This window comes from Paenibacillus sp. EKM211P (genome assembly GCF_011066175.1).
Classification (GTDB): Bacteria; Bacillota; Bacilli; order Paenibacillales; family Paenibacillaceae; genus Paenibacillus; species Paenibacillus polymyxa.
The window spans coordinates 66,039-88,737 of the sequence record NZ_JAAMNS010000013.1; the positions used below are offsets into that span (position 1 = coordinate 66,039).

Genomic DNA, 22,699 nt, shown 5'->3' on the forward strand with positions numbered 1-22,699 from the left:
ATGGACATCTAAAGCCCATTATACAATCTTTTTCACGTAATTTGCAAAAAATCCGGTTACATCTTTGCACAATTATTTCTGTATCGAATTTATGACAGGAGGCTCAGAATGCTCCCGATAAGTCGGAATGGTTCTGCGCAGACGGACTTTAAACTGTGTGCCCATTCCCTCCACCGAATCTACGGCAATCGTACCGTGATGACGCTCCACTATACTTTGGCATAAGGCCAGACCCAAACCTGTACCTTTCGTTTTGGTTGTGTAAAAAGGCTGGAACAGCTTTTCAAGCTGTTTTGGCGGAATTCCCGGACCGGTATCCCTCACTTCCAGTTCGACAAAATCCCCTTCCTCATGAGTAGAAATGGTCAGCACGCCCTTTTCCCCCATAGCTTCCATCGCATTACGCGATAAATTAAGCAGCAATTGCTTGATCTCCTTAGGATTCAGATGCAGCATCGTTACATGATCCTCCAGCTTTAACTCAATCGTCTGTCCCCTCAGGTTGGCATCTGCCCACAATAGAGGTGTTAGTTCACGAATGATATCATGCAGATGACACTGCTCCTTCTCGACAATCCGATTCTGGGCCAGGGAAAGAAAATCATTAATAATCCCGTTCGCCCGATCCAGCTCCTCCATTACGATGCGGTAGTAGTGGCCTAGAGAATCAGGGCTTTTCTCGCGCATAAGCTGTAAAAACCCGCGCACAACCGCCATCGGATTACGTATTTCATGAGTAATGCCCGCGGCCATCTGCCCGACCAGACTGAGCCTCTCAAAATTGCCCAGCTCACTGCGGAGCGTCTCCAGCTCTGTAATGTCCTGCAAGGCGATAATGACTCCTGTGGTTTGATTCATATGTTTATCCCGAAAAGGGAGGAAACTTGAAAAGAATACTTTGGGAGATACATTTATAAAATCAGCGCCTGCTTCTCCTTCCAATGCTTTCGCAACTCGTTCGTTAACTACAGGCGAAGCGCTAAAACCGTACAACGAGTTTAAGGGACGGCCTACGACCTCAGGCAGCGTAATATAGGGATCGAAGTCCCGGTAGAGCTCCAGCATCGTTTTGTTCATATGTATAACTCGTTCTTCGCTGTCCAAAGTAACAAGAGATAACGGCATCAAATCCATGACTTGACGCAGCTTATCCACTTCGATTAAATATTTGCTCGTAAACTCAGTTACATCTCGCCGCAGCGTCAGTTTCTCAAAGGAATTATGCATCAGACTTACGACCGCAAAACTTGCCAACACACCTACAGCAACATTCCAAAACGTTGTAAGCAGATCAGGAATGTATACTGAAATGTTCTGTTTGCCCCACAATAGCGGTAATAAAGCCTTAAGCAGCATATCAGCCACAACATATGTGAAAATTACGAGCTTTTTGTCCAACAATGTTCCTCTTTGAAAAAACTTGACATGCAGTAGCATAAAAGGAAAAAGGATAAAAGCAGTGCCCACATACATTGGGGACATTTCTATCGACTGCGCTATAATTAGGACACCCGTCAATGCAGAAGCAGCGAGTACAAAGGAAGTGCGACGTGTACCGTACATGACGCCCACAGTAAGGGGAATAATACCGAGATTGGAAGGTAGGCCATATGGAGGCTGGTATTGAAAGAGCGAACATAGCAATATGGCTGGCAAGCAACACAAATAAAGTATTCCTTGATGAGGTCCGGGAAGCAGATGGCCTGCCCAAACCTTTTTCTTGTCTCCATAATCCGTTAATATAGAGAAAAAACCCGCCGATATAACGGCAAGGAGAACTTGGAGCACACTTTCCTTTAACGCAATTAACAAGGACTTCTCCCCCTCATCATCTTTCCTTGACGCCGTTAGTTGAATTAAAGCACAGGCTACAATATATTACAATATATGTGTTAAAATCCCGGTGTAGAACGACAAATTCTGCTAAATACCGGATATATATAAGAGGATCGTTTTTACGTTTTTTTTACTTACTCCTATAAAATAGAAGATATACACAGCTACTGTGCTCAGAGTCTATCTAAAGAGACGGGATTACGATATGATGGAAAATTTGTTACGCGATTCTGAATTTTTTGAAAATTTGTCGACGAAAAGGAAGAGGTTTATGACTTACGACGTAATTGTGATCGGAGGCGGCTCAGCCGGCTTAATGGCCGCGGCGGCTGCTAGTGGCGAGGGCGCCAAGGTGCTTTTAGTGGAAAAGGGAAATAAACTCGGACGAAAGCTGGGGATCTCCGGTGGAGGTCGCTGCAATGTCACGAATGCAAAAGAGCTGGATGAACTCATTCGCCACATTCCCGGCAATGGCCGTTTTCTGCACAGTGCCCTGGCTGCTTTCGGCAATCGGGATATCATCGCCTTCTTTGAACAACTAGGTATAGCCTTAAAGGAAGAAGACAACGGGCGCATGTTCCCAGTGACGGACAAAGCCAAAACGGTCGTCGACGCTTTGATTAATAAGGTACGCTCTCAAGGAGTCGAAATTCGGACAAGCTGTCCTGTTCAAGAAGTGATTTACAAAGCAGGTCATACGGCTGGCGTGCGGCTGCGTTCCGGTGAAATGCTGCGTAGCCGTAACGTCATAGTCGCTGTCGGTGGCAAGTCCGTCCCTCATACAGGCTCGGAAGGTGACGGCTATGCATGGGCAGAGCAAGCAGGGCATACCATTACGGAACTATATCCAACAGAGGTCCCGCTAACGTCAGGCGAGACATTCATCCAGACAAAAGAGCTTCAGGGACTCTCCTTACGAAACATCAGCCTGACCGTATGGAATGCGAAACAAAAGAAGGTTGTCGTTCATGAAGGAGATATGATTTTCACACATTTTGGTTTATCTGGCCCAACTGCTTTGCGTTGCAGTCAGTTTGTCGTCAAGGGACTGAAAAAAGATAAGGTAAACACGGTGTTATTAACTCTCGATTTACAGCCTCATAAACATGCTGATGAAGTCTACCGTGAGACGCTGGAACTGGCATCGGTTGATGCAAAAAAGGCGATCAAAAACGTACTTAAGTCTTATTTACCGGAACGCATGATTCCGTTACTGCTTCAGCAAGCTGAACTGCGTGAAGATTTGACCTATGATCATATTCCCAAGCAGCAATGGCAAGAACTCGCCCAGCGAATCAAGGCGTTTCCCATTCGTGTGAATGGTACGCTCTCTCTGAAAGAAGCATTTGTTACCGGGGGCGGTGTGAACTTGAAGGAAATTAATCCGAAAACAATGGAATCCAAGCTGATGCCTGGATTGTTTTTCTGCGGTGAGATTCTGGATATTCACGGCTACACTGGAGGCTATAATATTACAGCTGCGTTTACGACAGGGCATACAGCAGGGACGCAAGCGGCCGTAAACACTTAAGACGCTGCGCTGCATACCACCACTGCATCCTCGTTTTTTAGGGGAGATAGGAAAAGGAAATTAAAAAGACTTAAATCAGTTGTATCACTGATTTAAGTCTTTTTTTGATTAATCGCGTAAAGAATACGCTCTATCTTGTTTTGACGTTTACCGCTATTCCTAAACCTCAATAATGATAGGTAAAATCATAGGTCTTCTTTTAGTCTGACTGTAAATAAACTGACCCACATTATCTTTTAACATCTGCTTAATCAGGCCCCACTGACTCATTTCGATTTCTGTTAACTCGTTCACTGTGGTCATAATCGTGTCGCGAATCTGATTCATCAATTCTTCGGAATCCTTAACATATACAAAGCCTCTGGATATAACCTCTGGCGCAGCGAGCATTTGCTTCTCGTTTTTGCTCAGAGTCATCACAATAATCAGCATACCGTCTGAGGAAAGTTTTTTACGGTCCCGCAGTACAATATTACCTACATCACCAGTTACCAGCCCGTCTACCAGGCTATTGCCGGATGGTACTTTGGGACCCAGGGATGCCCTTCCCTCTGCGATTTGAATCGTCTCACCGTTTTGGACGATAAATACATTCTCCATCGGAATCCCTACTGACTCTGCTAGCTGACGATGCTGATGCAGCATTCTGAATTCACCATGTATAGGAATCAAATACTGGGGTTTCATTAGGGTCATCATTAATTTTAACTCTTCTTGGCTGCCATGACCGGATACGTGCATCCCCGTGGCGCTGCCTGATCCATAAATCACGTTGGCGCCCAGTACGTACAGGTTATCGATGACTTGGGAAAGATTTCGTTCATTCCCGGGTATAGCTCCTGCAGCGATGATCACAGTATCACCAGGCAAAATTTCGATTTTGGGATGCAGAGAATTGGCAAGTCGGGACAGTGCAGCCATCGGTTCCCCCTGACTTCCTGTACATAATACTGCAATTTCTTCTGCAGGATACCGCTCCGTTTCTCCAGCCTCAATCAACAAGTCCTCCGGCATATGCAAGAATCCTAGTTCCTTAGCTACGGACACCACATTGATCATACTGCGCCCCAGTAAAACAAGTTTTCTGCCTGTCTCCACAGCCGCATCAATGACCTGTTGGACACGGTTAACATTGGAAGCAAATGTAGAAATGAAAACTTGCTGTTTGGCTCTGGCAAAAGCGTCCAAAATATGCCCGCCAACCAAACGCTCCGAAGGAGTAAAGCCTGGTCTTTCGGCATTTGTACTTTCGGAAAGAAGCACTTTAACTCCTTGTTTTCCAATCTCAGCCATGCGATGAAGGTCAGGGAAAGGTCCGCTGACAGGAGACATGTCGAATTTAAAATCCCCGGTATGAACCACATTACCTTCTGGTGTCTTGAAAAAGACGCCCAAGCAATCAGGGATGCTGTGTACAGTGGTGAAAAAGGATGCCTGAATCGAACCCGCCTGAATGGTTGAATCCGCATCTATAAGATGAAGCTCAGCATCACGTAAAAGGTTATGTTCCTTTAGCTTAATTTTAATCAATTCGATAGTGAGTTTTGTGCCATATACGGGGATATTAATCTGCTTCAGTAAATAAGGAATGCCCCCGATGTGATCCTTCATGGCCATGCGTTACAATGAGCGCTCTGACTTTATCCTGATTCTCCTGTAGATAGGTGACATCTGGTACAATGAGGTCAATACCAGGCAAATTTTCATTAGGAAACTTGGAACCACAATCAATGACGACAATATCCTGATCATATTGGATAAGGTACATATTTTTACCAATCTCATTAACACCGCCTAAAGCAGCAATGAGTAATCTGTTATCAGCAAGCATCAAGTTTATTTCCTCCTTAGGAAAATGCTATCCATATTATTTATTTTCCACGTAAACTTATACACCCTATGGGGAAAGAAATGAGTAGCCTTCCTACATAAGAGAGGACTTGTTTCACCAACACAAAAAGAAACCCTTGTCTCTAACAGACAGGGGCCCTCACTTGATTGATTAGATACCCACCGCAGCCGATATAGCAGCAAAAATAGCAGCAATCAGCCATAGGATCGGGAATAGTTTGAAGATTACCTTCAGCCACTGTCCAAAGCTGATCCGGGCAATGGCCAATCCTGCCAGCAACACTCCGCCTGTTGGTGAAATGAGATTGGTTAACCCGTTACCAAATTGGTACGCTGTGACTACAGCTTCACGATTGATGCCTACAAGATCGCCAAGCGGTGCAAGTACAGGCATGGTTAGTGCAGCTTCCCCTGAAGAAGAGGGAACGAGGAAAGTAATGATATTATGCGCAAGCAGCATAATAGTCGTGAATAAATAACTTGGCAATCCTTCCAGGACGCTTGCAAGTGCATTCAATACGGTATCTATAATCATCCCCTGTTCTGCGATAATCAGAATTCCGCGGGCGAGGCCTATGATCACCGCGGCGTAGATAAATTCACCGCATCCTTTTACAAAATTCTCAGCTATTTCCTTCTGACTCATTTTGGTGACAACCCCAACAAAAATACCAAGGGCAAAGAAAAGGGCGCCGATCTCCGTCATATACCAGCCTTTGACCAAAATCCCCCAAACAATTGCTCCAAGCGTTACAATAAATCCACCTATAATTAATTTGTCCCGAAATGTGAAGACGACGTCCTCATCTGTGCTTTCCTTTATAAACTGCTCGCGGTTTATAATATCACTCTGAAACACGATGGATTTCTCTGGATTTCGCTTAACCCGGTGCGCATACCACATCGTAAAAGCAATAGAAATCGCCGTAAATACAAGCCATTCGATAAATCTCAGCCAGAGCTGAGGATTCCCCTCCACTCCTGCGATCCCCTGGGCAATCAACACCGAAAATGGATTGACCGTCGAACCAACATAGCCAATTTGCGTTCCCAGAAATAAAATAAGAATCGCGGTCATAGAGTCAAAACCCAAGGCAAACATTAACGGAATGAAAATCGCATAAAGTGGGATAATTTCTTCACTCATCCCAAAAGTAGAACCTCCGAGACTGAAGATCACCATAGCAATGGGAATAAGCAAAATCCCCTTATTCTTTAGCCGCCTGGCAAGAGCTGTCAGCGCACGATCAATGGCCCCTGTCTGCAGAATAATACCGAAGGAGCCGCCTACGATAAGAACAAAAGAGACGACATCGGCGGCATTGATAATCCCCTCAATCGGGGCGCTAAGGATTTGGGGGATACCCTGTCTTAAATCACCATTCTCTCCCGTTTTGGGTACAGAGTGATAGGTTCCTGAAACGATTGCCGTTTTGGTCACACCGTTCACTGTCACTTCATGACGCTCAAATTGACCGCTGGGTACAATCCATGTCAACGCGGCGACTGTAATAATAATCAAAAATATTAAGGTATAGCTATGGGGCAAGGATAATTTCCATTTCTTATTCGTGATGTTCATGTTTATCCCTCATTCCAAGAATGGTTATACGTAACCTTCCCTCCCATAATGGTCAATATCACTTGGGCATCCCTGATGTCATCAGCGGATGCATTAAGGAGGTCGCGGTCAAAAACGGCGATGTCAGCATATTTTCCAGCCTCCAGCGTACCTGTCACCTCTTCCATATAACAATGTTTGGCTCCATTAATCGTCCATGCCTTTAAAACTTCGGATGGCGGCATTCCTTGGTCAGGATACCAGCCTCCAGCAGGCGAGCCATCCGGGAATAATCGGTGAGAGGCTGCATACAGCGAATCGGGGACACTGGTGATAAATAAAGGCAAATCAGTACCTATGGTGATCGGCACGTTAGCTTCCAGCATGGACTTATAATTATAAAAGCGGTTTTCATTCTGTTTGCCTGCCACTGCAGACATATAAGCCTCTTCGTAAGAGGGATTGAGCAGCAGAATCTGGGCATAGACCTCGGCAAAAATTTCGTTCTCTCCCATTCTGGTCAGATCATCTGGATGAGGATACTCCAGATCACTGATCGAATGTCTGATAAGGTGATTGCCCTGCTGCAAGCGGCATTTTTCAATCATGGATACTGCTTGGCGAATTGCTGCATCGCCTTCTGCAGTTAGGCAGCATTTGATCCCCTGGCTGTCCGCTTCCAGAACAGAGGCTTCAATCTTCTCATAATCAACTGTCCTCAAATTCGTGACCCCAGGCATATCTGCGTAAGGCTCCAACATGTCCCCTGTATGATCTGCTACAACGCCGTCAAGCATCAGCTTGTAACCTTGGAAACGAATAAGGTCTCCATTGTAAAGTGCTTTATATTTGATACCAATGTTTATATCAAACGGTTCAACAACTGGTTCCAGCGAGAAATGAAATCTCAGTGGCAATTCACCTGTTTCTTTCAATTCTTCTAGAATGGGAAGCAGCTCGCTATGCCGGTCAAAGCCAATATCTTTTATAGAAGTAACTCCTCGTGCAGCCAGCATACGGCAAAATTCCATAAACTCTTGTTGGACAAGGCTACGGTCCTGCATCATAACTTGGAGCAGTAAAGCTCGTGCTTCGGCACTGCATTGATCCGGGGAAAACTGATATCTCTCCTCAGCCAATCGGTTCATCCAGCAGTAGCTTTTATTTTGGTTAATGGCGATGACCGACCGATCGGGAAACAATCCATCCAACAAGCTTGAATCAGGCAGCTTCCCCCATCTGTCCTCGCTCCAACCGAAAGCGGTTACATCTTTTCCTGGCGGAAGGTTGTTTGCCTCTTGTAGCAAGAGTTCCATTGCTTCTTCACTGGAGGCCGTATGCGCCAGATCGACGCCCCGATGCATCGACATGTATCCGGTAAAAAATACATGGTTGTCATGAATTCCCGGCATGATAAAGGCATCGCCCAGATCATAGACAACCGTTTCGGCTCCTATCCAGGCTTGTGCCTCTTCCGGACGCCCCACCGCTGCAATACGTTCTCCTCGGACTGCAACAAACCCGGGCGAAGCTTCATCTTCCAATCCATTAAAAATAGCATGGGAGAGTAAAACTTTGTCTGCTAATGCATCGTTCTTCCCTTGCACAGTTTCACCACCTCACGATTGATCCATCTAACAACATGACGTAATATAACGTTATATTAATGCTTCTGCTTCTCCCTATTGGATGGAAGCAGAAGCCACACTTACCTGAACTACCTTGCATAACAGGCAACGGATTATATGGAGAATTGATAACGATCTCCGATGATGTACTGCTTTCCTACATGAACCGGGCTTCCGTGCTGGTCATAGATCATTGTATGCATGTAAAACAACGCCTGTCCGATCGCCGTCTCCAGCAGCTTGGCCTGATTTTCATCCGCCAAAGCAATTTGTAATATCGTCTCTCCCGGCTGGTTAGGATCGATGCTGTATTTTTGCCGCAGCAGCTCGTATACAGACCCTTCCAACTGCTCGTTCATTAGAAATGCAAAACGGTCATAAGGATAAAAATTGTTTTCCAGCATCAGGGGGCGATCATCCGCATATCTTTTACGCTGGATAAATAACACCTTTTCTCCTGGCGATAGCTGCAATTGATGTGCAATTTCCTCATCTGCTTCTACGATTTCACGTTTTGTGACCACACTATGTGAAGAAAGACCATTGGACTTGCAAGCAGCCGTAAAACTGATGACATGTTCAATCTTCCGTCCAATCTTGGGGATATTGACAAAGGTGCCTTTCCCCTGACGTTTGGTCAAATATCCTTCATGAACTAATTCGGCAATTGCTTTTCTTACGGTAATACGACTTACATTATACATCTCGCTTAACTCTGTTTCAGTCGGTATACGGCTTCCCTGCGTAAATGTTCCATTATGAATAGCGGTTTTGACCGCTTTTTGTAACTGAATATATAATGGCTCCGCTTGGTCTGAATTTAACATCATGTACCCTCACTTGTCATATAACGTTATATCACTCTCACTTAGAGTATCAAAGGTTACATATTCTTACAAGTGAAGATATTCGAAAAGGCTCGTCAATAATGAACGCCGTATCCGAAGGAACCTTCTACCAGACAGCTCTGGGCGGCAAGCCTTGAGCCTTCTGCCATAGCATCCTGAATGTTGTCTTTTTCCAAAAAGCTTAGTAAAAAAGCAGTTATATAAGAGTCGCCTGCCCCCATAGTATCCACAGCGTCAACGGAATCAGGCATTTGAAAATAGAACTTCGTACCATCATAGGCGATGGATCGGTCACCGCCACGTGTGGCGACCAGAATTTGTCCCTCTTTTTTTCGATTGGAGCGGATATAATTCTGTGTCTCTTCATCCGTCATATGGCTGCAAGAGAAAAATGCAAAATCGGCATACGTAATATTTTGTTCTACTTGTGTATCTGTAAAATCATCTGAAAAATCAAAAGAAATAGGGATTCCTAGCGTCTCTAATTCAGGCAGCAAGTGACCTGTATGACTGTACAAGCCAGTATGAATCAGATCGAATCCGCCAAGATAGTCCTTGTCATCTTCGCTCAATTCCAATGGATGAAGACGTGTCACTCCCCCCTCATTACTGCCGAGAAATACTCTGTCTCCGTCTTCCAGGGTTACACGTGCGCAGCCGTTCTCACCGCTGTGATATCTGCACCGTGAAATATCAATGTCAAGCTCACGCAGGGTGTGTTCTACATGCCGTGCTTCGTTGTCGTCCCCGAACACGCCTATAAAGGCTGCATCCACTCCCGCTTTTTTGGCAAACACACTAAAATTAAGCGCATTGCCGCCAGGGTACATCATACGCAGATGAACATATTTATCTACCACATTATCGCCAATGCCTAGAACCTTCATGATGGTTTCCTCCTGTTGGTAGGTGCGCTTAGTAAGCTACTTTGCCCATATAACGGCGAGTTTCCAATGGGTGATTGCGTACATTTGCTAGTGCTTCACGATACACACATACAATGCTGTAGAATAACACCGGGTTAAAAAACTCTACTACTTCGTCTGCAATCGTTCCGATGCCAAGCTCCTTTGCATCAATCACTTCCACTTTCTCGGCATACTGATTCAGGAAAGTCTGTGCCCGCTCATCCAGCGCTCGTGTACGTCCTTCGTTGATCATCAGAATAAATGGAGTTTCCTTATCCGTTACTTCAAATGGGCCATGGAAGAATTCACCGGAATGAATAGAAGCTGCATGGAGCCATTGCATTTCCATCAGCGAGCAGATGGCAAATCCGTAAGCATGTCCATAAGACGCTCCGCTAGTCAGGATATAAAAGAGTTCCTCATTGCGGTATCTGTCTGCGAATACTTGGGCACGCGGTTCAACTTGGACTTTGGCCCGGTTAATAATTCCATTGATTGCCTCCAATCCGTTCTGGAAAGCTGGGTAATGCACATAGCCCTCAGCGATTTGCAGCAGTTCAACCGTAAGTTCTAAAATAATGGCCATCGGGTTGTTTTTAACATCGCTCTCATCCCCCCACTCGTAGAGGAAGGAATAATCCGAATAGTTGAGCAGGTTCGCTTCACTGTTGTGGGTTAAGCCGATGGTATAAGCACCTTTCTCTTTGGCTGATTTAGCAGCCGCGACCGATTCTGGAGTATTTCCACCGTGGGAACAAACGATGACCACTGAGTGTGCTCCCAATCGTTTAGGCAATGCATGTACAAACTCATTCGCTGTATACATGCCTGCTACCAGTTTCCTTGCTTCACTATCCAGAAAATATTTTGAAGGATACATATCCACTAGTGAGCCCCCGCAGGCTACTAAATAAACCTCGGAAATCTTCCCATTCGCTTGTTCAAAAATCGTCTGAACCGTCTGTTGTACATTCATTTTTTATCTCTCCTTTTATATAACGTTATATAACGTATTGTTTACGAGATAAATATAAGCGCTTTCATTAAAAGTGTCAAGCCTCTCATTAAAAAAAGCTCTAACCCTTTATATAAGGATTAGAGCTCCTTTGGGATTGGATTCATTGGGTTAGCAAATAACGAGGCTGTGGCTACATATACGCACAAAAATATGGTCTTACACATGGGTTTGTCCGAATAAACTAAATGAGACAAATACATAACGTCCAATAAATAATCAAGGAGGAACCCCCCATTAATACATTTATCGGGTATGTTTTTCTGGGTCTGTCACTTTCAGCTCCCATTGGACCTATCAATGCCGCGCAGTTGGATCGAGGTATTAAAAATGGATTCTGGCACGCCTGGTTTATTGGACTAGGTGCAATCACAGCAGACATTATCTATATGATGCTTGTCTATTTGGGAATGATTCACCTTCTTAATTCCCCATTTGTCAAAGCTTTTTTATGGCTGTTTGGTTTTTTTGTGCTTGTGTATACAGGTCTTGAAAGCATCAAAAATGCTGGTGTGATTTCAGAGTCCGAATTAAGGGGAAATGGAAATACCCTGACTAACTCCTTTGTAGCCGGCTTTCTGATGTCGTTATTTAATCCTCTCTCCATCCTTTTCTGGCTTGGGATTTACGGGTCCATACTGGCCAACGTCGCTAATACATATCCAGTACAACAGCTATTGATTTACAGCGGAGCGATTGTACTAGGCGTTTTGGCCTGGGATGTGACGATGGCAGCCGCTTCAAGCGTTTTCCGTCGATTTCTCAGACCCGGATTGCTTAAAACCATCTCTTGGATGTCAGGTCTGTCTCTTGTAGGCTTTGGCTTTTATTTTGGTGTACAGGCATTTCAATTACTTTTTTTACGCTAACGCTTGTCTTCTTGATAAAGTTAACGAGGTTCCTTGCCGTGCTTTCGACGCACCCATTGTACAATGAAGTCACATATGGCAATTAACAAGACTAACAGCAAACTGACGTAAACCCCAGGGCGGCTAAGCTTATGAAAAAAGGCCCCTACTACAGCCAAAGCGATCAGCAATAATCCAATCCAGCGTTTGATATTGCTTGATGTGCTTGATTCCAGTAACTTACCTGAAGACAGCAAAATAAAGCACCAGTTATATAGCAGCATTAAGCCCGCAGCGGTTGTGATATATTCATACACTTTTCCTGGTAGCAGCAACGATAATACGATTGCTGAGATTAATCCAACAGAGATCAAACTAAGTGCATACAGAGGATATTTGCCCTTCCACTTCCGTGAGAACAGGGTGGGCGCATCTCCTTCCTGGGCAAGAGTAATCATCATCGAAGTCTCTGCATATAGCGATGCTGTCATCGTTGAGAATCCTGCAATAATCAGGACTCCATTAAACAAATGAGGCACAAAGACCAGATGATCGCTACTGAGCGCAAGCACAAAAGGACTTTCCTTCGGATTAAAGGCACTTAATGGTACCATAGACACAGCGAGCCCAATTGATAGCACATACACTACAACCAGCGTAATCAGCATGACTTTTCCTGCTTTGGGTGCTTCCTCCGGGTTTTGAAGTCGGTTAGACATAATTCCAAGCACTTCAATACCTCCGTATGCATAAAAGGCAAAAATAAAAGATGACCATAATCCTATGCCACCGGTTGGAAAAAAGTCTTTGTAGCTGAGGGGAAACTTCGGATTATATTTACTTCCTCCGATCCAGCCTGCCAAAAGCGCCACCGCTAGGACCAAAAACATCACAAGAGCCGCCATCTTAATAATGGCGAGTACATTTTCTACACGATCAAAGCCCTTATTGCCAAAAAAAACAATCACAAGCCCTAAGAGTCCGAAGCCTGCCGCAAAAATCCACATCGGTACCTGAGGAAACCAAAAACGTGAAAATATAGACAGCGCGGTTAGTTGACTCCCATTAATAAGCAATTCTGAGAACCAATATACCCAGCCACTGCCGAAGCCTGCCCAATTACCAAATGCTTTTTGGGCATAAGAACGGAAAGAGCCCTGTTCTGGATGATCTGCCGTCATGCGCGAAAGGGCATCAAACACCACATACGTCCCAACTGCTGCCAAAAAGTAAGCAATCAGTACGGCTGGGCCACCAATGGAAATCGCTAAACTGGACCCGAGAAAATACCCTGTACCGATGGTGCCTGCAACTCCTAACAAGCTCAGCTGCCACCATTTTAGTTTTTGATCTTTTTGTTTGCCCGCTGAAGGCTTGCTCATAAGAAAATCACCCTATTTCTAAATTTGAGACCGATACCTTGTTTTTTTATGATTTCCTTCTTCTCCATATTTCATGTGAAGTTCTTTTAATTTGTAATAAAGAAGCACCAGCAAACTCGATTAAAGTTTGCTGGTGCTTCTTTTTAATTAAACGTTTCACATTTTGGGCAAAGAAAGTGCCTTGTCTGCATTTTGAATATCCATTTGAATTTGCTGATCTGGATCATAGGCGTTGTAGTAACCATTGTTCTTCATATAATTAAAAATTTGCTCATGAAGATTAACAGCTTTGCTCAATTGGTCACACAGAACATTCCGAACTTCCGGGCTAGTGGACTCTGTTAACGCTGCGGCGTAGTTTTTGATCCCACTTTTAGCTGCGATTAACAGATCGGCAGCAATCACCTGATCGGTCATGGGAGTCGTACCAGTCATATTCCCAGTAAAAGAATTCACGTTAATCCTCCTTCATTATACAAGCAGATTTTTAAGCTGTTGAATATCTTGTGTACCGCCACTGATATCCTGCTGTAAAATATTTTTCAAATTTGAATCTGAGACTAAAGGCAGCATAGCTTGAGTTTTTGTGATACAAGTTGTTTTAAACGTAAGCAGCTCATGCAATTCCAATTTTTCGTGAACTCCGAGTTTTTGCAAGATCAAAACCTCCTTTCTGAACTTCTTTTGGTATTTCCTACGATTACTGCCCTTATGCACGATCCAAGAACCTTAGTTTTCACAATGTCCTTTTCAGCTTTTTCTCATCATGAAAAAAGGTTCCTTCAAACCATTAGTCATGGTTTGAAGGAACCTTTTTGTTCCAAAGTGAGCAGCAAGGGTGAACACCATTATTTAGGTATGGACGCTACCTGAAAAACCGTCCACATCGTCTTCCGGTTGTTGATCAGAGCTGACGTTGTGTTCCTGTGTTGTGTTCGTAAACGTTTGGGAAGAGCCGCTTTTATACGCCTCGCTCCAGTCCTCATTAATGATGTGCGCTGGAATAATCCAATCCTCCGGGCTATAACCTGGATTTTGCACACCGATATTACTTTGCTTACCTGGACGATAAGTGAGAACTCCTGTCTCAATTATACTTCCTTCATAAGCTTGGCAAATCTCTAATGCAGACAGCACATCCTGGTTCTCAACGTGAACACTGAGGCCTGTATCACCGTTCGTGCTGGCAGAGTATCCAATTTCCTTTAATGTTTCACAGGCTTGGGCGGCTTGCTGCGGATCACGAAATTGAAAACGGAAAGAACCCGTATCCATGTGCTTCATCTCCTCTGAATTTATCTTATTTTGTTATTTGGGTCCATTAGGTATGTTATTTGTTAATATAACCAATCGGAACGGTATTTTTACATTCGAAACCTTTATTTTTCAAAAATTTACCTTAAAGCTTTGAAATTAAATAATTAAAAAAGCAGCTACTGTGACAAATCGCATGTTTTCCCTACGTAAATCCCTTTATGCTAGTAGTAAGGGTATGGTTGCCCGGTCATCCGAACCGAGCGGTCAAAGGATGCCCAAATCCATACATAAAGGCGGAATGAAGATGATAGATTACCGAACATTGGTGACACAGCAATCTATGCATTTGTATAGCGTGTTTGCCAAGTCATTCAAAAGTGTAAACGAACATGCGGTTGCTGGCATCAAAACGGTGGGCTTCAACCCAACGGCCTTCGCCGTGATGGAAGTTTTATATCACAAGGGAGCACAACCAATTCAACAAATTGGAGCCAAACTGCTTCTGCAAAGCGGAAATGTCACTTATGTTATCGACAAGCTGGAGAGCCGTGGTTATTTGCACCGTCACCCGTGCGACCAAGATCGTCGTATTATATATGCAGAGTTGACGGACGAAGGACAACGCGTCATGGACGAAATTTATCCTGATTATACACGTCAGATTGAACGTGCCTTTAGCGGAATCAGCGAAACCGAAAGAGATCAACTCATCGGCTTGCTCAAAAAATTGGGCCGTAGCGCTGATAATCTGTCACCTTATCACAAATAGAATGAATAGTAATTTTAGCAACTGTTCAATTGTGAATAAAAGAACAATCCTATAGCTGTGCTAACGAAAATTTAGATTTACACAGAAAAGTCCACCCTTATATTATGGGTGGACTTTATATATACCTGAGCGAAATATGCCTAAGCTTACGAGCAGCATAAGACCTGTTATCGACTAAAATGTTTGATCACTACATTATTAAAAATAGCCTTACCGCCATCTGAAAAAAGAGTAATTCCCTGATCCTCTAAGCGTGGAAATATTAAGGAGGAATAAGCTACTTCTCCATCATCTACAAAGACTTCGATGCTGGTTTTATCGACAAGAATCTTCAAGTGGACATTTTTTTTATTGGTATCAAAAGGCGCCTTACTCTCTACATATTTACCACTCTGATCCGGCTGCCCTGTGTTCGCTCTGTTTACATAAGAGTATTGACCCTCCACCGAAACACCCACATCTACATGACGCTTGCCATCCGCAGACTCTCGAAGCCTCAAGCCTGTATTTTTGATCGTTGACCAAGATACATCTGCTTCTAACTGATAGGCATCACCTGCTACCGGAAGCTTGTGAGTCCCCACTACTTGGATCTTCCCCAATGACTCCGTTGCAGTTGGGAATTGCTCCAAAGCTGCTACAGGCTGTGAAACCAAGCGATAGCCGACATCAGTTGTACGCTTCAACCGAATTTGGCGAACAACCGAATCCATGCCATTAAAGCCTTCCTTCAGAGTAGGCGTGTTGTTGGCATAATCCCAATTGTTCATCCAGGCCAGCGCATAACGGTGACTGTATTGGTCTTTGGCTTTGCCGTCCTCGAACGTAACCGCACCATACCAGTCAAAGCCATAATCCAGCCAATCAGGATCATTGCGATCAGGGAGAAATGCTTCTCCATTAAAATCCCCCGTCCAGTAGGCATACGTATTGGGTCCGCCGGTTGGTTTACTATTGGCGCTTGCACCTAGAATCCATTGATAGGTCCCATCATCCGCGCGCATCTGGTAAAGGTCAGGACATTCTACAAGTCCAATATTTTCCGTTTGAAAGCCGCTCGTAAACTGCCAATCCTTTAAATTTTTCGACTTATAAAAGCCAATCTTCGTTCCCTCCGCCATGACCATCACCCATTGATTACGTTGAATATCCCGGATGATCTTGGGATCTCTGAAATCCTTCGTGCCAGGGTTGGACATCACGGGCTTGTTGCGATAAGAAGTAAACGTCTTGCCTTTGTCCTTACTGTACCACAGAAATTGTTCCTGCTTTCCTCCATCTGCGGAGGGCTGTGTGACAATGGCTACAAGTGCGCCTTTTCCAAAACCTGCGGTGCCATTATTGTCGATCACGACCGAACCGGACCAAGGGTCTCCATTCGGATTCGTATATTTAGGAATTGCCACCCCTTCATCTTTCCAATGAACCAGGTCGGTGGATGTGGCATGTCGCCATTCTGTACCGTTCTTATGAGGGTAATCACGATTATATAAATAGTAGTAATGATATTGCCCATCCATATAAATAGGCCGCTGTGGATCATTTTTCCACTTATCCGGGACGGTAAAATGATAGGCGGCCCGATAGGTCGGTGTTGTATGCTTGCTTTGATTGGCTTGGTTTTTTGGAGCTGCTGCAGGTTTTTGAGGTTTGCCTGCATCCTGTTGGTACATACTCCACCCCATAGCTATGAAAATAGTTAAGCCTGTGATAACTACTACGGATCGTATTCCAATGTTCTTGAAAGCTTTTTTTCTCATTATGACGATCCTCCTTACCCTTCATTGCATTGTTATGTATCGTCCGACGGACGACAGATCGGTAATCTACCAAAGCTGTCGCCTTCGGACATGCTGCTTATAACTACTTATTTCTTTCCATACTCATTTTGGTTATCTTTTTTGTCATTTCCTGGATCAATCGTAATTTGACCTTGCTCCAGAATACCGTTCTTCACAACAGAGGTTTTCGAGCCTTTAATATTCAGCAGGAAGCTTGGTGCGAAAGTAGATTTGTGATCTGGGAAGAGTCCACGATTGGTCATATAACTCGAAACGACTACGTTATTGCCTTTGCCTTGCGGGATAGCAAAATGAGCATATGTCCAGGTAATATCATCACGATCCAGATCCTGATGAAGAACGAGACCGGTTCCATTCAGGGGTTTATAAGGCCCTGTCAAGGAAGTAGAAACATAACCCAACATGTAAATATCATCGTCACCGATCGCATCTACAGTCACCTTGGAACCTCTTGTACTCGTAAATAAATACCACAAACCGTTCATTTTGAACACATTTGCCCGTTCAATTTCATCTGTTACCAGATTGGATGCAAGCAAAGGGGGCATTACATTTTTCAATGTATAATCATCATTCAATTCAACGATGCCCAGTGCGCCGTTCGCCAGCTCAGCTCCTTTTTTCTTAGGACTTTGTTGCAAGTTTTGTTGCTCTTCCGTGAAGAATTTTTTATTGCCACCATAATAAGCTGAGTTTTGAAGCGATTCTTCGCCCTGGTAGCCTGTTTCTGTCCCTGTGTTGGCTTCAAATATAATATATTTGTGCCCTTGATCCTCGACATAGTGAGGGTCTCTAAGGGTATGATTATCCATATCCACTCCGACGCTTTGTTGTACATTTTGATAGGTTTTACCATCTCCACCGTCATAGATCGATTTCAAATCCTCGACTCCATCTACTTTCAGTGTCTTATCATCAGGCTGAGAGACATTAATTTGAGCTGTGCTCAAGGTTTGCTTGCCGTATAATTTGTTATTCGGATCATAGGGCTGTCTGCTGGTATAAAATAAACGTACATGTCCATCAGAGGTTAAGGTAGCAGAACCTGACCATTCTTCTGACTGATTTTTGAGAATCGGATCGTTGGAGAGCAGTTTATCATTGTCTTTAAAGACTCTACCAGCATTTTTCCAGCCGCTCAGTGAAGTATCACCCGCTTTTTGATAGAACAGATATATAAATGTATCCTCGCCTCGTTTAGGATCGCCTGCCAGTCCAAATACGATATTATATCCCTTGTAATTAGCTACTGTACCATCGGCATTTTGCAACGGCCAGCTGTCCCAAACATCCAGATCAATCTGCTTGCCTGAGCTATCGTGACCAATAGCAGAAGGAATATTCTTAATTGTAGAGGCATCGAAGGATGGAACCTCATATTTCTCTTTGCCTTGCTGTTTGAAAATATTCAGCATGTCATTACGCGTAATTTGGGTAAATGCATTGTCTGCATTGAAATCAGCCTTATCATTTTCTTTTGCAAAAGCCTGCACGCCGCCTCCTAACAGCAAGGTAGTTGCTACTGTTGCAGTGGCTGCTTTACTGAACCATTTGTTAAACTTCAAGTACTCCATCTCCCTTAATGTAATTATGCTTTCTAGTGTTGAAGCCCAACTTTTTCGTTGGCTAGGGCCATTTTATATGGTATGTCAAACGATTGATATAGACTGAAAAGCCCTATTATGTGAGGGAAGAAAACAGATTCCTCTATGAATTTCATCCTCATATTTTCCTAGTAATTTTCTGAAAATACCTATTTTTTTCATTCCTATTACATTCAGAAAAATTTGTTACTTGATTTTTTTCCGTATCCCATTTTGCTTGGTTGGTTGCTTCATTCACATGCAAAATTGTTCAAAATATACTCATAAAATGCTCGATTTGTAAGCGGGTGCAAAAAAATGGTTCCTTAGTACCCTATAGCTCAATTTAGAAACAGCTTTTTTGTTACAATTTTTTAAGACTTTTTTACCACTTTGTAACCTATATCATATGAATATATCGCAATCTCTAGGGGATTTTTATTTCCTTTTTGTATATTGGGGAATTTATCGGTCCTATACGAAGTGGCTATTTTGCTAAATCAGTAGGAGAAGAGACCTTAGCATAAAGAAACAGCCCGGCCCCTTATTGGTGTACCGGACTGTCTCTTTAATGTGAAAGAAGTATATTATTTTTTATGCGTGTTCTCTTTGTGGTGTCTTCACACGCTGATCTGCCTCTTCTTCCGTACCCGGTGGGCGGTTCCGCAATCCGAGGACAACAAACCAGCTAATCACCGCAATAACGACCATGATCACGAATAGGGAATGCAGACTGTTTTCCAGTACAGACCGGAGTAATCCGGCAACATTGTCACTTAGACTTTGTGAAGCATGCGGGGCAAGCAGACCATTAATATCCTCCTGTGTAACCCCTTGCTGAGTGAGCTGTCCGTCCGCTGTCTGGGCAGCAATACGATAATTCAGCCATGAACCGAAGGCTGCAACCCCAATCGTTTGTCCCAATGTGCGCAGGAACGTATTCAAGGCTGTAGACGCGCCACGCAGCTGGAATCCGACCGAGGACTGAGCAATAATCGTGAACACGGTTATCGAGAAGCCAAATCCCAGTCCATACAATAACGTAGACAGGAACAGAAGCCAGATTGGAGTTGTTAGGTTCATCAAGGTCATGACGAAGGCTCCCAATACAATCAGAGTCAGCCCGATCAAAGAGGTTCGACGCGAGCCCAGCGTCAGCAAAATGCGTCCTCCGATCATGGAGCCAAACAGCCAGCCTACCGACATTGGGGCCAGCGCCAGACCAGATGAAGCGGCATCTCCACCGTGTACGCCCTGAATCCATAGTGGAAGATAACTAGTCAGCCCGATTAGCAGGGTACTGACGAGCAGTGCAGCGGCACAGGAAAAAGCGATATCCCGTATCCGAAACAGCTTCAGAGGGACCATCGGTTCCTGAGCGCGCTTTTCGATAACCAAAAACAAAACCAGGAACAAAATGGCCACGGCAGCCAAGGCCAGCAATTCAGGAGAAGTCCAATCGATATACTGTCCCCCTAGGGCCAATACGAGCAAGAGTGCCGTCATCCCGATGGTAAAGGTAACTGCCCCCGCTACGTCGATACGCGCGGTACGCTTGCTTACCTGCTCCCGCAGGTAACGGGCGATGAAGAACATAGCCAGTAATCCAAAGGGAACGTTAAAACCAAAAATCCATTCCCAGCCAAAATAGGTGACCACGTAACCGCCCAAGAGAGGCCCGACAAGGGAAGAAATCCCCCACACCGAGCTGATCATGCCTTGGACTTTACCACGTTCCTCCATTTTGTATATATCACCGATGATGGTAAAGGTAACAGGAATAACGCCGCCTGCTCCAATCCCTTGAATGGCTCGGTATAAAATAAGCTGCTCCATACTACCAGCCAGCATACAAAGCAAAGAGCCAATCACAAATAACGAGCACCCAATTAGAAAAATGGGTTTTCGGCCAAACAAATCGCTAAGCTTGCCGAAAATAGGCGTAGTTACAGCCATCGTCAACAAATATGCTGTAAAAATCCAGCTGAGCAAATTCACACTGCCCAGTTCACTAACAATTGTCGGTCCCGCCGGACCGATAACCGTTCCTTCAATCGCGGCCAGAAAGGTGGCCAATAGAACACCTGTCAGCACGAGTCCGCGCTTCATAGGTTTATCGTTTCCCAAGCAAATCACAAATCCTTTCCTTATATAAACTGTGCTGTATCTGTACGGTTTTCCTTCCCAGCTTGAATGATTACCCGCACTGTATAATCGTAAACAGGCGGCCTATATAGGCCGCCTGTTATGTACGATGTATATATATTATTGTCTACATATCCTTAATTTTTGTCAACTGTAATCGTATGATTAATCCAGCTATCTTCCGTTTTATAGAGATACCCCTCTTCCATACGAAGAACATGGCTGGCAAAGCGTTCAGCTATCTGCAAATCGTGGGTAATGATCAGAAAAGCCGCTCCTTCAGCGGACTGCTCTGTGCACATCTGGAGCAGGATGTTTGCCCCTTCGTAATCCGTTCCCGCAGTCGGCTCATCCAAAATGTAAAGCTTTTTGGGGAGGATAAACTGTGCCGCAACGCTCAAAAGCCTTTTTTCGCCTCCACTTAGCAGATACGGCGAGACCTCCAGTCGGTGATCCAGCCTGGCGGCTGTCAGCAAGCGATGCGCCCGTTCCTCATAGGCGGCGGGAACCGGATCTCCGATCCGTAAACCAAGCTTGACACGCACACTGTACAAGCACTCTTCCCACACCGTTGCAGCTGCAAACTGATGCTCTGGCTGCTGGAACACATAGCCGATCCCGGCGGCCAGTCGGTGAATGGGCAGCTTCGACATATCCTGCCCTTCCCACCACATGCATCCCTTCGGCGCGGGGAGCAAGCCCATAAGGAGCTTGCCCAGCGTGGTTTTGCCAGAGCCGTTCTCGCCCAGCATTACGGCTCGTTCGCCAGGCGCAAGGGCAAGACTCACGCCCTTGAGCGCCGCGCGCTGGCTGCCGGGGTAGGTGAAGGGCAATCCCTTCACCTCCAGCAACGGCTGCCCAGCGCAATAAGCTGCCGAGCCGGCATTCCCCTCCGGCTCACGCGGCATGTCTTCCCTCCCCGCGGAAGAGGGAAGCAGCCCCCAGGCTGCCAGCTGCGCACCATGCTCGCGCAGCAGCTTTTCGGGCGGGCCTTGCAGCAGCATAGTCCCGCCCTTCAGCACGATGAGGCGCTGCGCTGCACGCGCACCATCGTCTATGCGACCGGACGCAGTGATCACCGTCCGGCCTGCGGCATGGAGCCGCCGACATAGAAGGACGAAGTCCCGTACCGCCGGCGGGTCCAACTGCGCAGCCGCGTCGTCGAACACGACCAGCGGCACTTCCAGCGCCAGCACCGCAGCAATGGCGGTGCGTTGGCGCTGACCTCCCGAGAGGCGCCGCACGGAGGAGCCGCGCTCGGATGCCAGGCCGACGGCCTCCAGTGCAGCGGCCAGGCGCTGCTCTATTTCTGCCGGAGGCACGCGCAGGTTCTCCGGCCCAAAAGCAATTTCGTCTTCGACGATTCCCTGCACTAGCTGGGCATCCGGGTCCTGAAGCACGACGCCGACAGTGGTGGCGACCGTAGCCAATTCAGCGGTGGCGGGGTCCATCCCGTACACGGTCAGCTCGCCAGTCCGTTCGCCCTCGCCGGAACGGGACAACCCGCCATGAAGTAGCTGGCACAGCGTAGACTTTCCACTCCCACTAGCTCCAACAATGGCTATGTGCTCACCCACCGCAATGTCCAGCGTCAGACCATGTAACGCTGGCTCCACCTGGTCGTCATAGCGATAGCCAAAATCCCTTAAGGAGACAGCTATTCTATTTTCTGCATCATGATCACTACGTTCATTCATAGCCGAAATACCCTCGATCCCTATTGTTCAGGCTATAA

Annotated in this window: 17 protein-coding genes and 1 pseudogene; 3 read left to right on the top strand and 15 right to left on the bottom strand. The window is 45.4% G+C overall.

From position 1 onward, the window contains the following. Positions 1-72 precede the first annotated feature (72 nt). A complete protein-coding gene (locus G9G57_RS17825; RefSeq protein ID WP_090891318.1) occupies positions 73-1,812 on the bottom strand; it encodes a two-component system sensor histidine kinase NtrB in 1,740 nt (579 codons plus the stop codon). 295 nt (positions 1,813-2,107) lie between these two features. Here G9G57_RS17825 and G9G57_RS17830 point away from each other — a divergent pair, with 295 nt between their 5' ends. After that, on the top strand, positions 2,108-3,367 hold the full coding sequence (locus tag G9G57_RS17830; protein WP_107734965.1) for an NAD(P)/FAD-dependent oxidoreductase: 1,260 nt from the start codon (positions 2,108-2,110) through the stop codon (positions 3,365-3,367). Positions 3,368-3,526: 159 nt separating this feature from the next. Here G9G57_RS17830 and G9G57_RS17835 read toward each other — a convergent pair. From G9G57_RS17835 to G9G57_RS17860, 6 genes and pseudogenes are all read right to left on the bottom strand, one after another. After that, positions 3,527-5,198, bottom strand: a pseudogene (locus G9G57_RS17835) (ribonuclease J). A gap of 171 nt (positions 5,199-5,369) precedes the next feature. Next, positions 5,370-6,800 (bottom strand): YfcC family protein, encoded by a 1,431-nt coding sequence (locus tag G9G57_RS17840; protein WP_017428446.1) that lies wholly within the window; start codon positions 6,798-6,800, stop codon positions 5,370-5,372. Positions 6,801-6,802: 2 nt separating this feature from the next. Continuing rightward, complete coding sequence (locus G9G57_RS17845; protein WP_107734923.1) at positions 6,803-8,386, bottom strand: amidohydrolase; 1,584 nt, start codon at positions 8,384-8,386, stop codon at positions 6,803-6,805. Positions 8,387-8,520: 134 nt separating this feature from the next. Further along, positions 8,521-9,234 (bottom strand): GntR family transcriptional regulator, encoded by a 714-nt coding sequence (locus G9G57_RS17850; RefSeq protein WP_016819354.1) that lies wholly within the window; start codon positions 9,232-9,234, stop codon positions 8,521-8,523. A 95-nt stretch (positions 9,235-9,329) separates the two neighbouring features. Next, positions 9,330-10,142, bottom strand: a complete 813-nt coding sequence (locus G9G57_RS17855; RefSeq protein WP_107734924.1) for a fructoselysine 6-kinase — start codon at positions 10,140-10,142, stop codon at positions 9,330-9,332. A 28-nt stretch (positions 10,143-10,170) separates the two neighbouring features. Then, on the bottom strand, positions 10,171-11,139 hold the full coding sequence (locus tag G9G57_RS17860; protein WP_107734925.1) for an SIS domain-containing protein: 969 nt from the start codon (positions 11,137-11,139) through the stop codon (positions 10,171-10,173). 275 nt (positions 11,140-11,414) lie between these two features. Here G9G57_RS17860 and G9G57_RS17865 point away from each other — a divergent pair, with 275 nt between their 5' ends. Next, positions 11,415-12,047, top strand: a complete 633-nt coding sequence (locus tag G9G57_RS17865; RefSeq protein ID WP_025364005.1) for a LysE family transporter — start codon at positions 11,415-11,417, stop codon at positions 12,045-12,047. A gap of 20 nt (positions 12,048-12,067) precedes the next feature. Here the strand turns inward: G9G57_RS17865 and G9G57_RS17870 are convergent, their stop codons facing one another. The 4 genes from G9G57_RS17870 to G9G57_RS17885 form a co-directional block, all read right to left on the bottom strand. Then, positions 12,068-13,408 (bottom strand): amino acid permease, encoded by a 1,341-nt coding sequence (locus G9G57_RS17870; protein ID WP_164965346.1) that lies wholly within the window; start codon positions 13,406-13,408, stop codon positions 12,068-12,070. Between the two features lie 156 nt (positions 13,409-13,564). Beyond that, positions 13,565-13,864 carry a spore coat protein gene (locus tag G9G57_RS17875; protein WP_017428451.1) on the bottom strand — a complete coding sequence of 100 codons (300 nt, stop codon included), beginning with the start codon at positions 13,862-13,864 and terminating at the stop codon, positions 13,565-13,567. Positions 13,865-13,879: 15 nt separating this feature from the next. Continuing rightward, complete coding sequence (locus tag G9G57_RS17880; protein WP_017428452.1) at positions 13,880-14,065, bottom strand: spore coat protein; 186 nt, start codon at positions 14,063-14,065, stop codon at positions 13,880-13,882. 195 nt (positions 14,066-14,260) lie between these two features. Beyond that, on the bottom strand, positions 14,261-14,683 hold the full coding sequence (locus G9G57_RS17885; RefSeq protein ID WP_017428453.1) for a hypothetical protein: 423 nt from the start codon (positions 14,681-14,683) through the stop codon (positions 14,261-14,263). Positions 14,684-14,969: 286 nt separating this feature from the next. Here G9G57_RS17885 and G9G57_RS17890 point away from each other — a divergent pair, with 286 nt between their 5' ends. Next, complete coding sequence (locus G9G57_RS17890; protein WP_013369372.1) at positions 14,970-15,434, top strand: MarR family winged helix-turn-helix transcriptional regulator; 465 nt, start codon at positions 14,970-14,972, stop codon at positions 15,432-15,434. Positions 15,435-15,601: 167 nt separating this feature from the next. On the opposite strand, the gene G9G57_RS17895 is transcribed toward G9G57_RS17890, so the two are convergent. The 4 genes from G9G57_RS17895 to G9G57_RS26300 all read right to left on the bottom strand — a co-directional run bounded on the left by G9G57_RS17895 (position 15,602) and on the right by G9G57_RS26300 (position 22,661). Then, positions 15,602-17,194 carry a glycoside hydrolase family 32 protein gene (locus tag G9G57_RS17895; protein ID WP_044787878.1) on the bottom strand — a complete coding sequence of 531 codons (1,593 nt, stop codon included), beginning with the start codon at positions 17,192-17,194 and terminating at the stop codon, positions 15,602-15,604. A gap of 107 nt (positions 17,195-17,301) precedes the next feature. Next, entirely contained in the window at positions 17,302-18,801 is a 1,500-nt protein-coding gene (locus G9G57_RS17900) for a glycoside hydrolase family 68 protein (RefSeq protein WP_019686126.1), read from the bottom strand. 612 nt (positions 18,802-19,413) lie between these two features. Continuing rightward, the gene (locus tag G9G57_RS17905; RefSeq protein WP_107734929.1) at positions 19,414-20,928 is read right to left on the bottom strand and encodes an MDR family MFS transporter; all 1,515 of its coding nucleotides are present in this window, start codon (positions 20,926-20,928) and stop codon (positions 19,414-19,416) included. Positions 20,929-21,101: 173 nt separating this feature from the next. Continuing rightward, on the bottom strand, positions 21,102-22,661 hold the full coding sequence (locus G9G57_RS26300) for an ABC transporter ATP-binding protein (RefSeq protein ID WP_164965347.1): 1,560 nt from the start codon (positions 22,659-22,661) through the stop codon (positions 21,102-21,104). Positions 22,662-22,699: the final 38 nt, after the last annotated feature.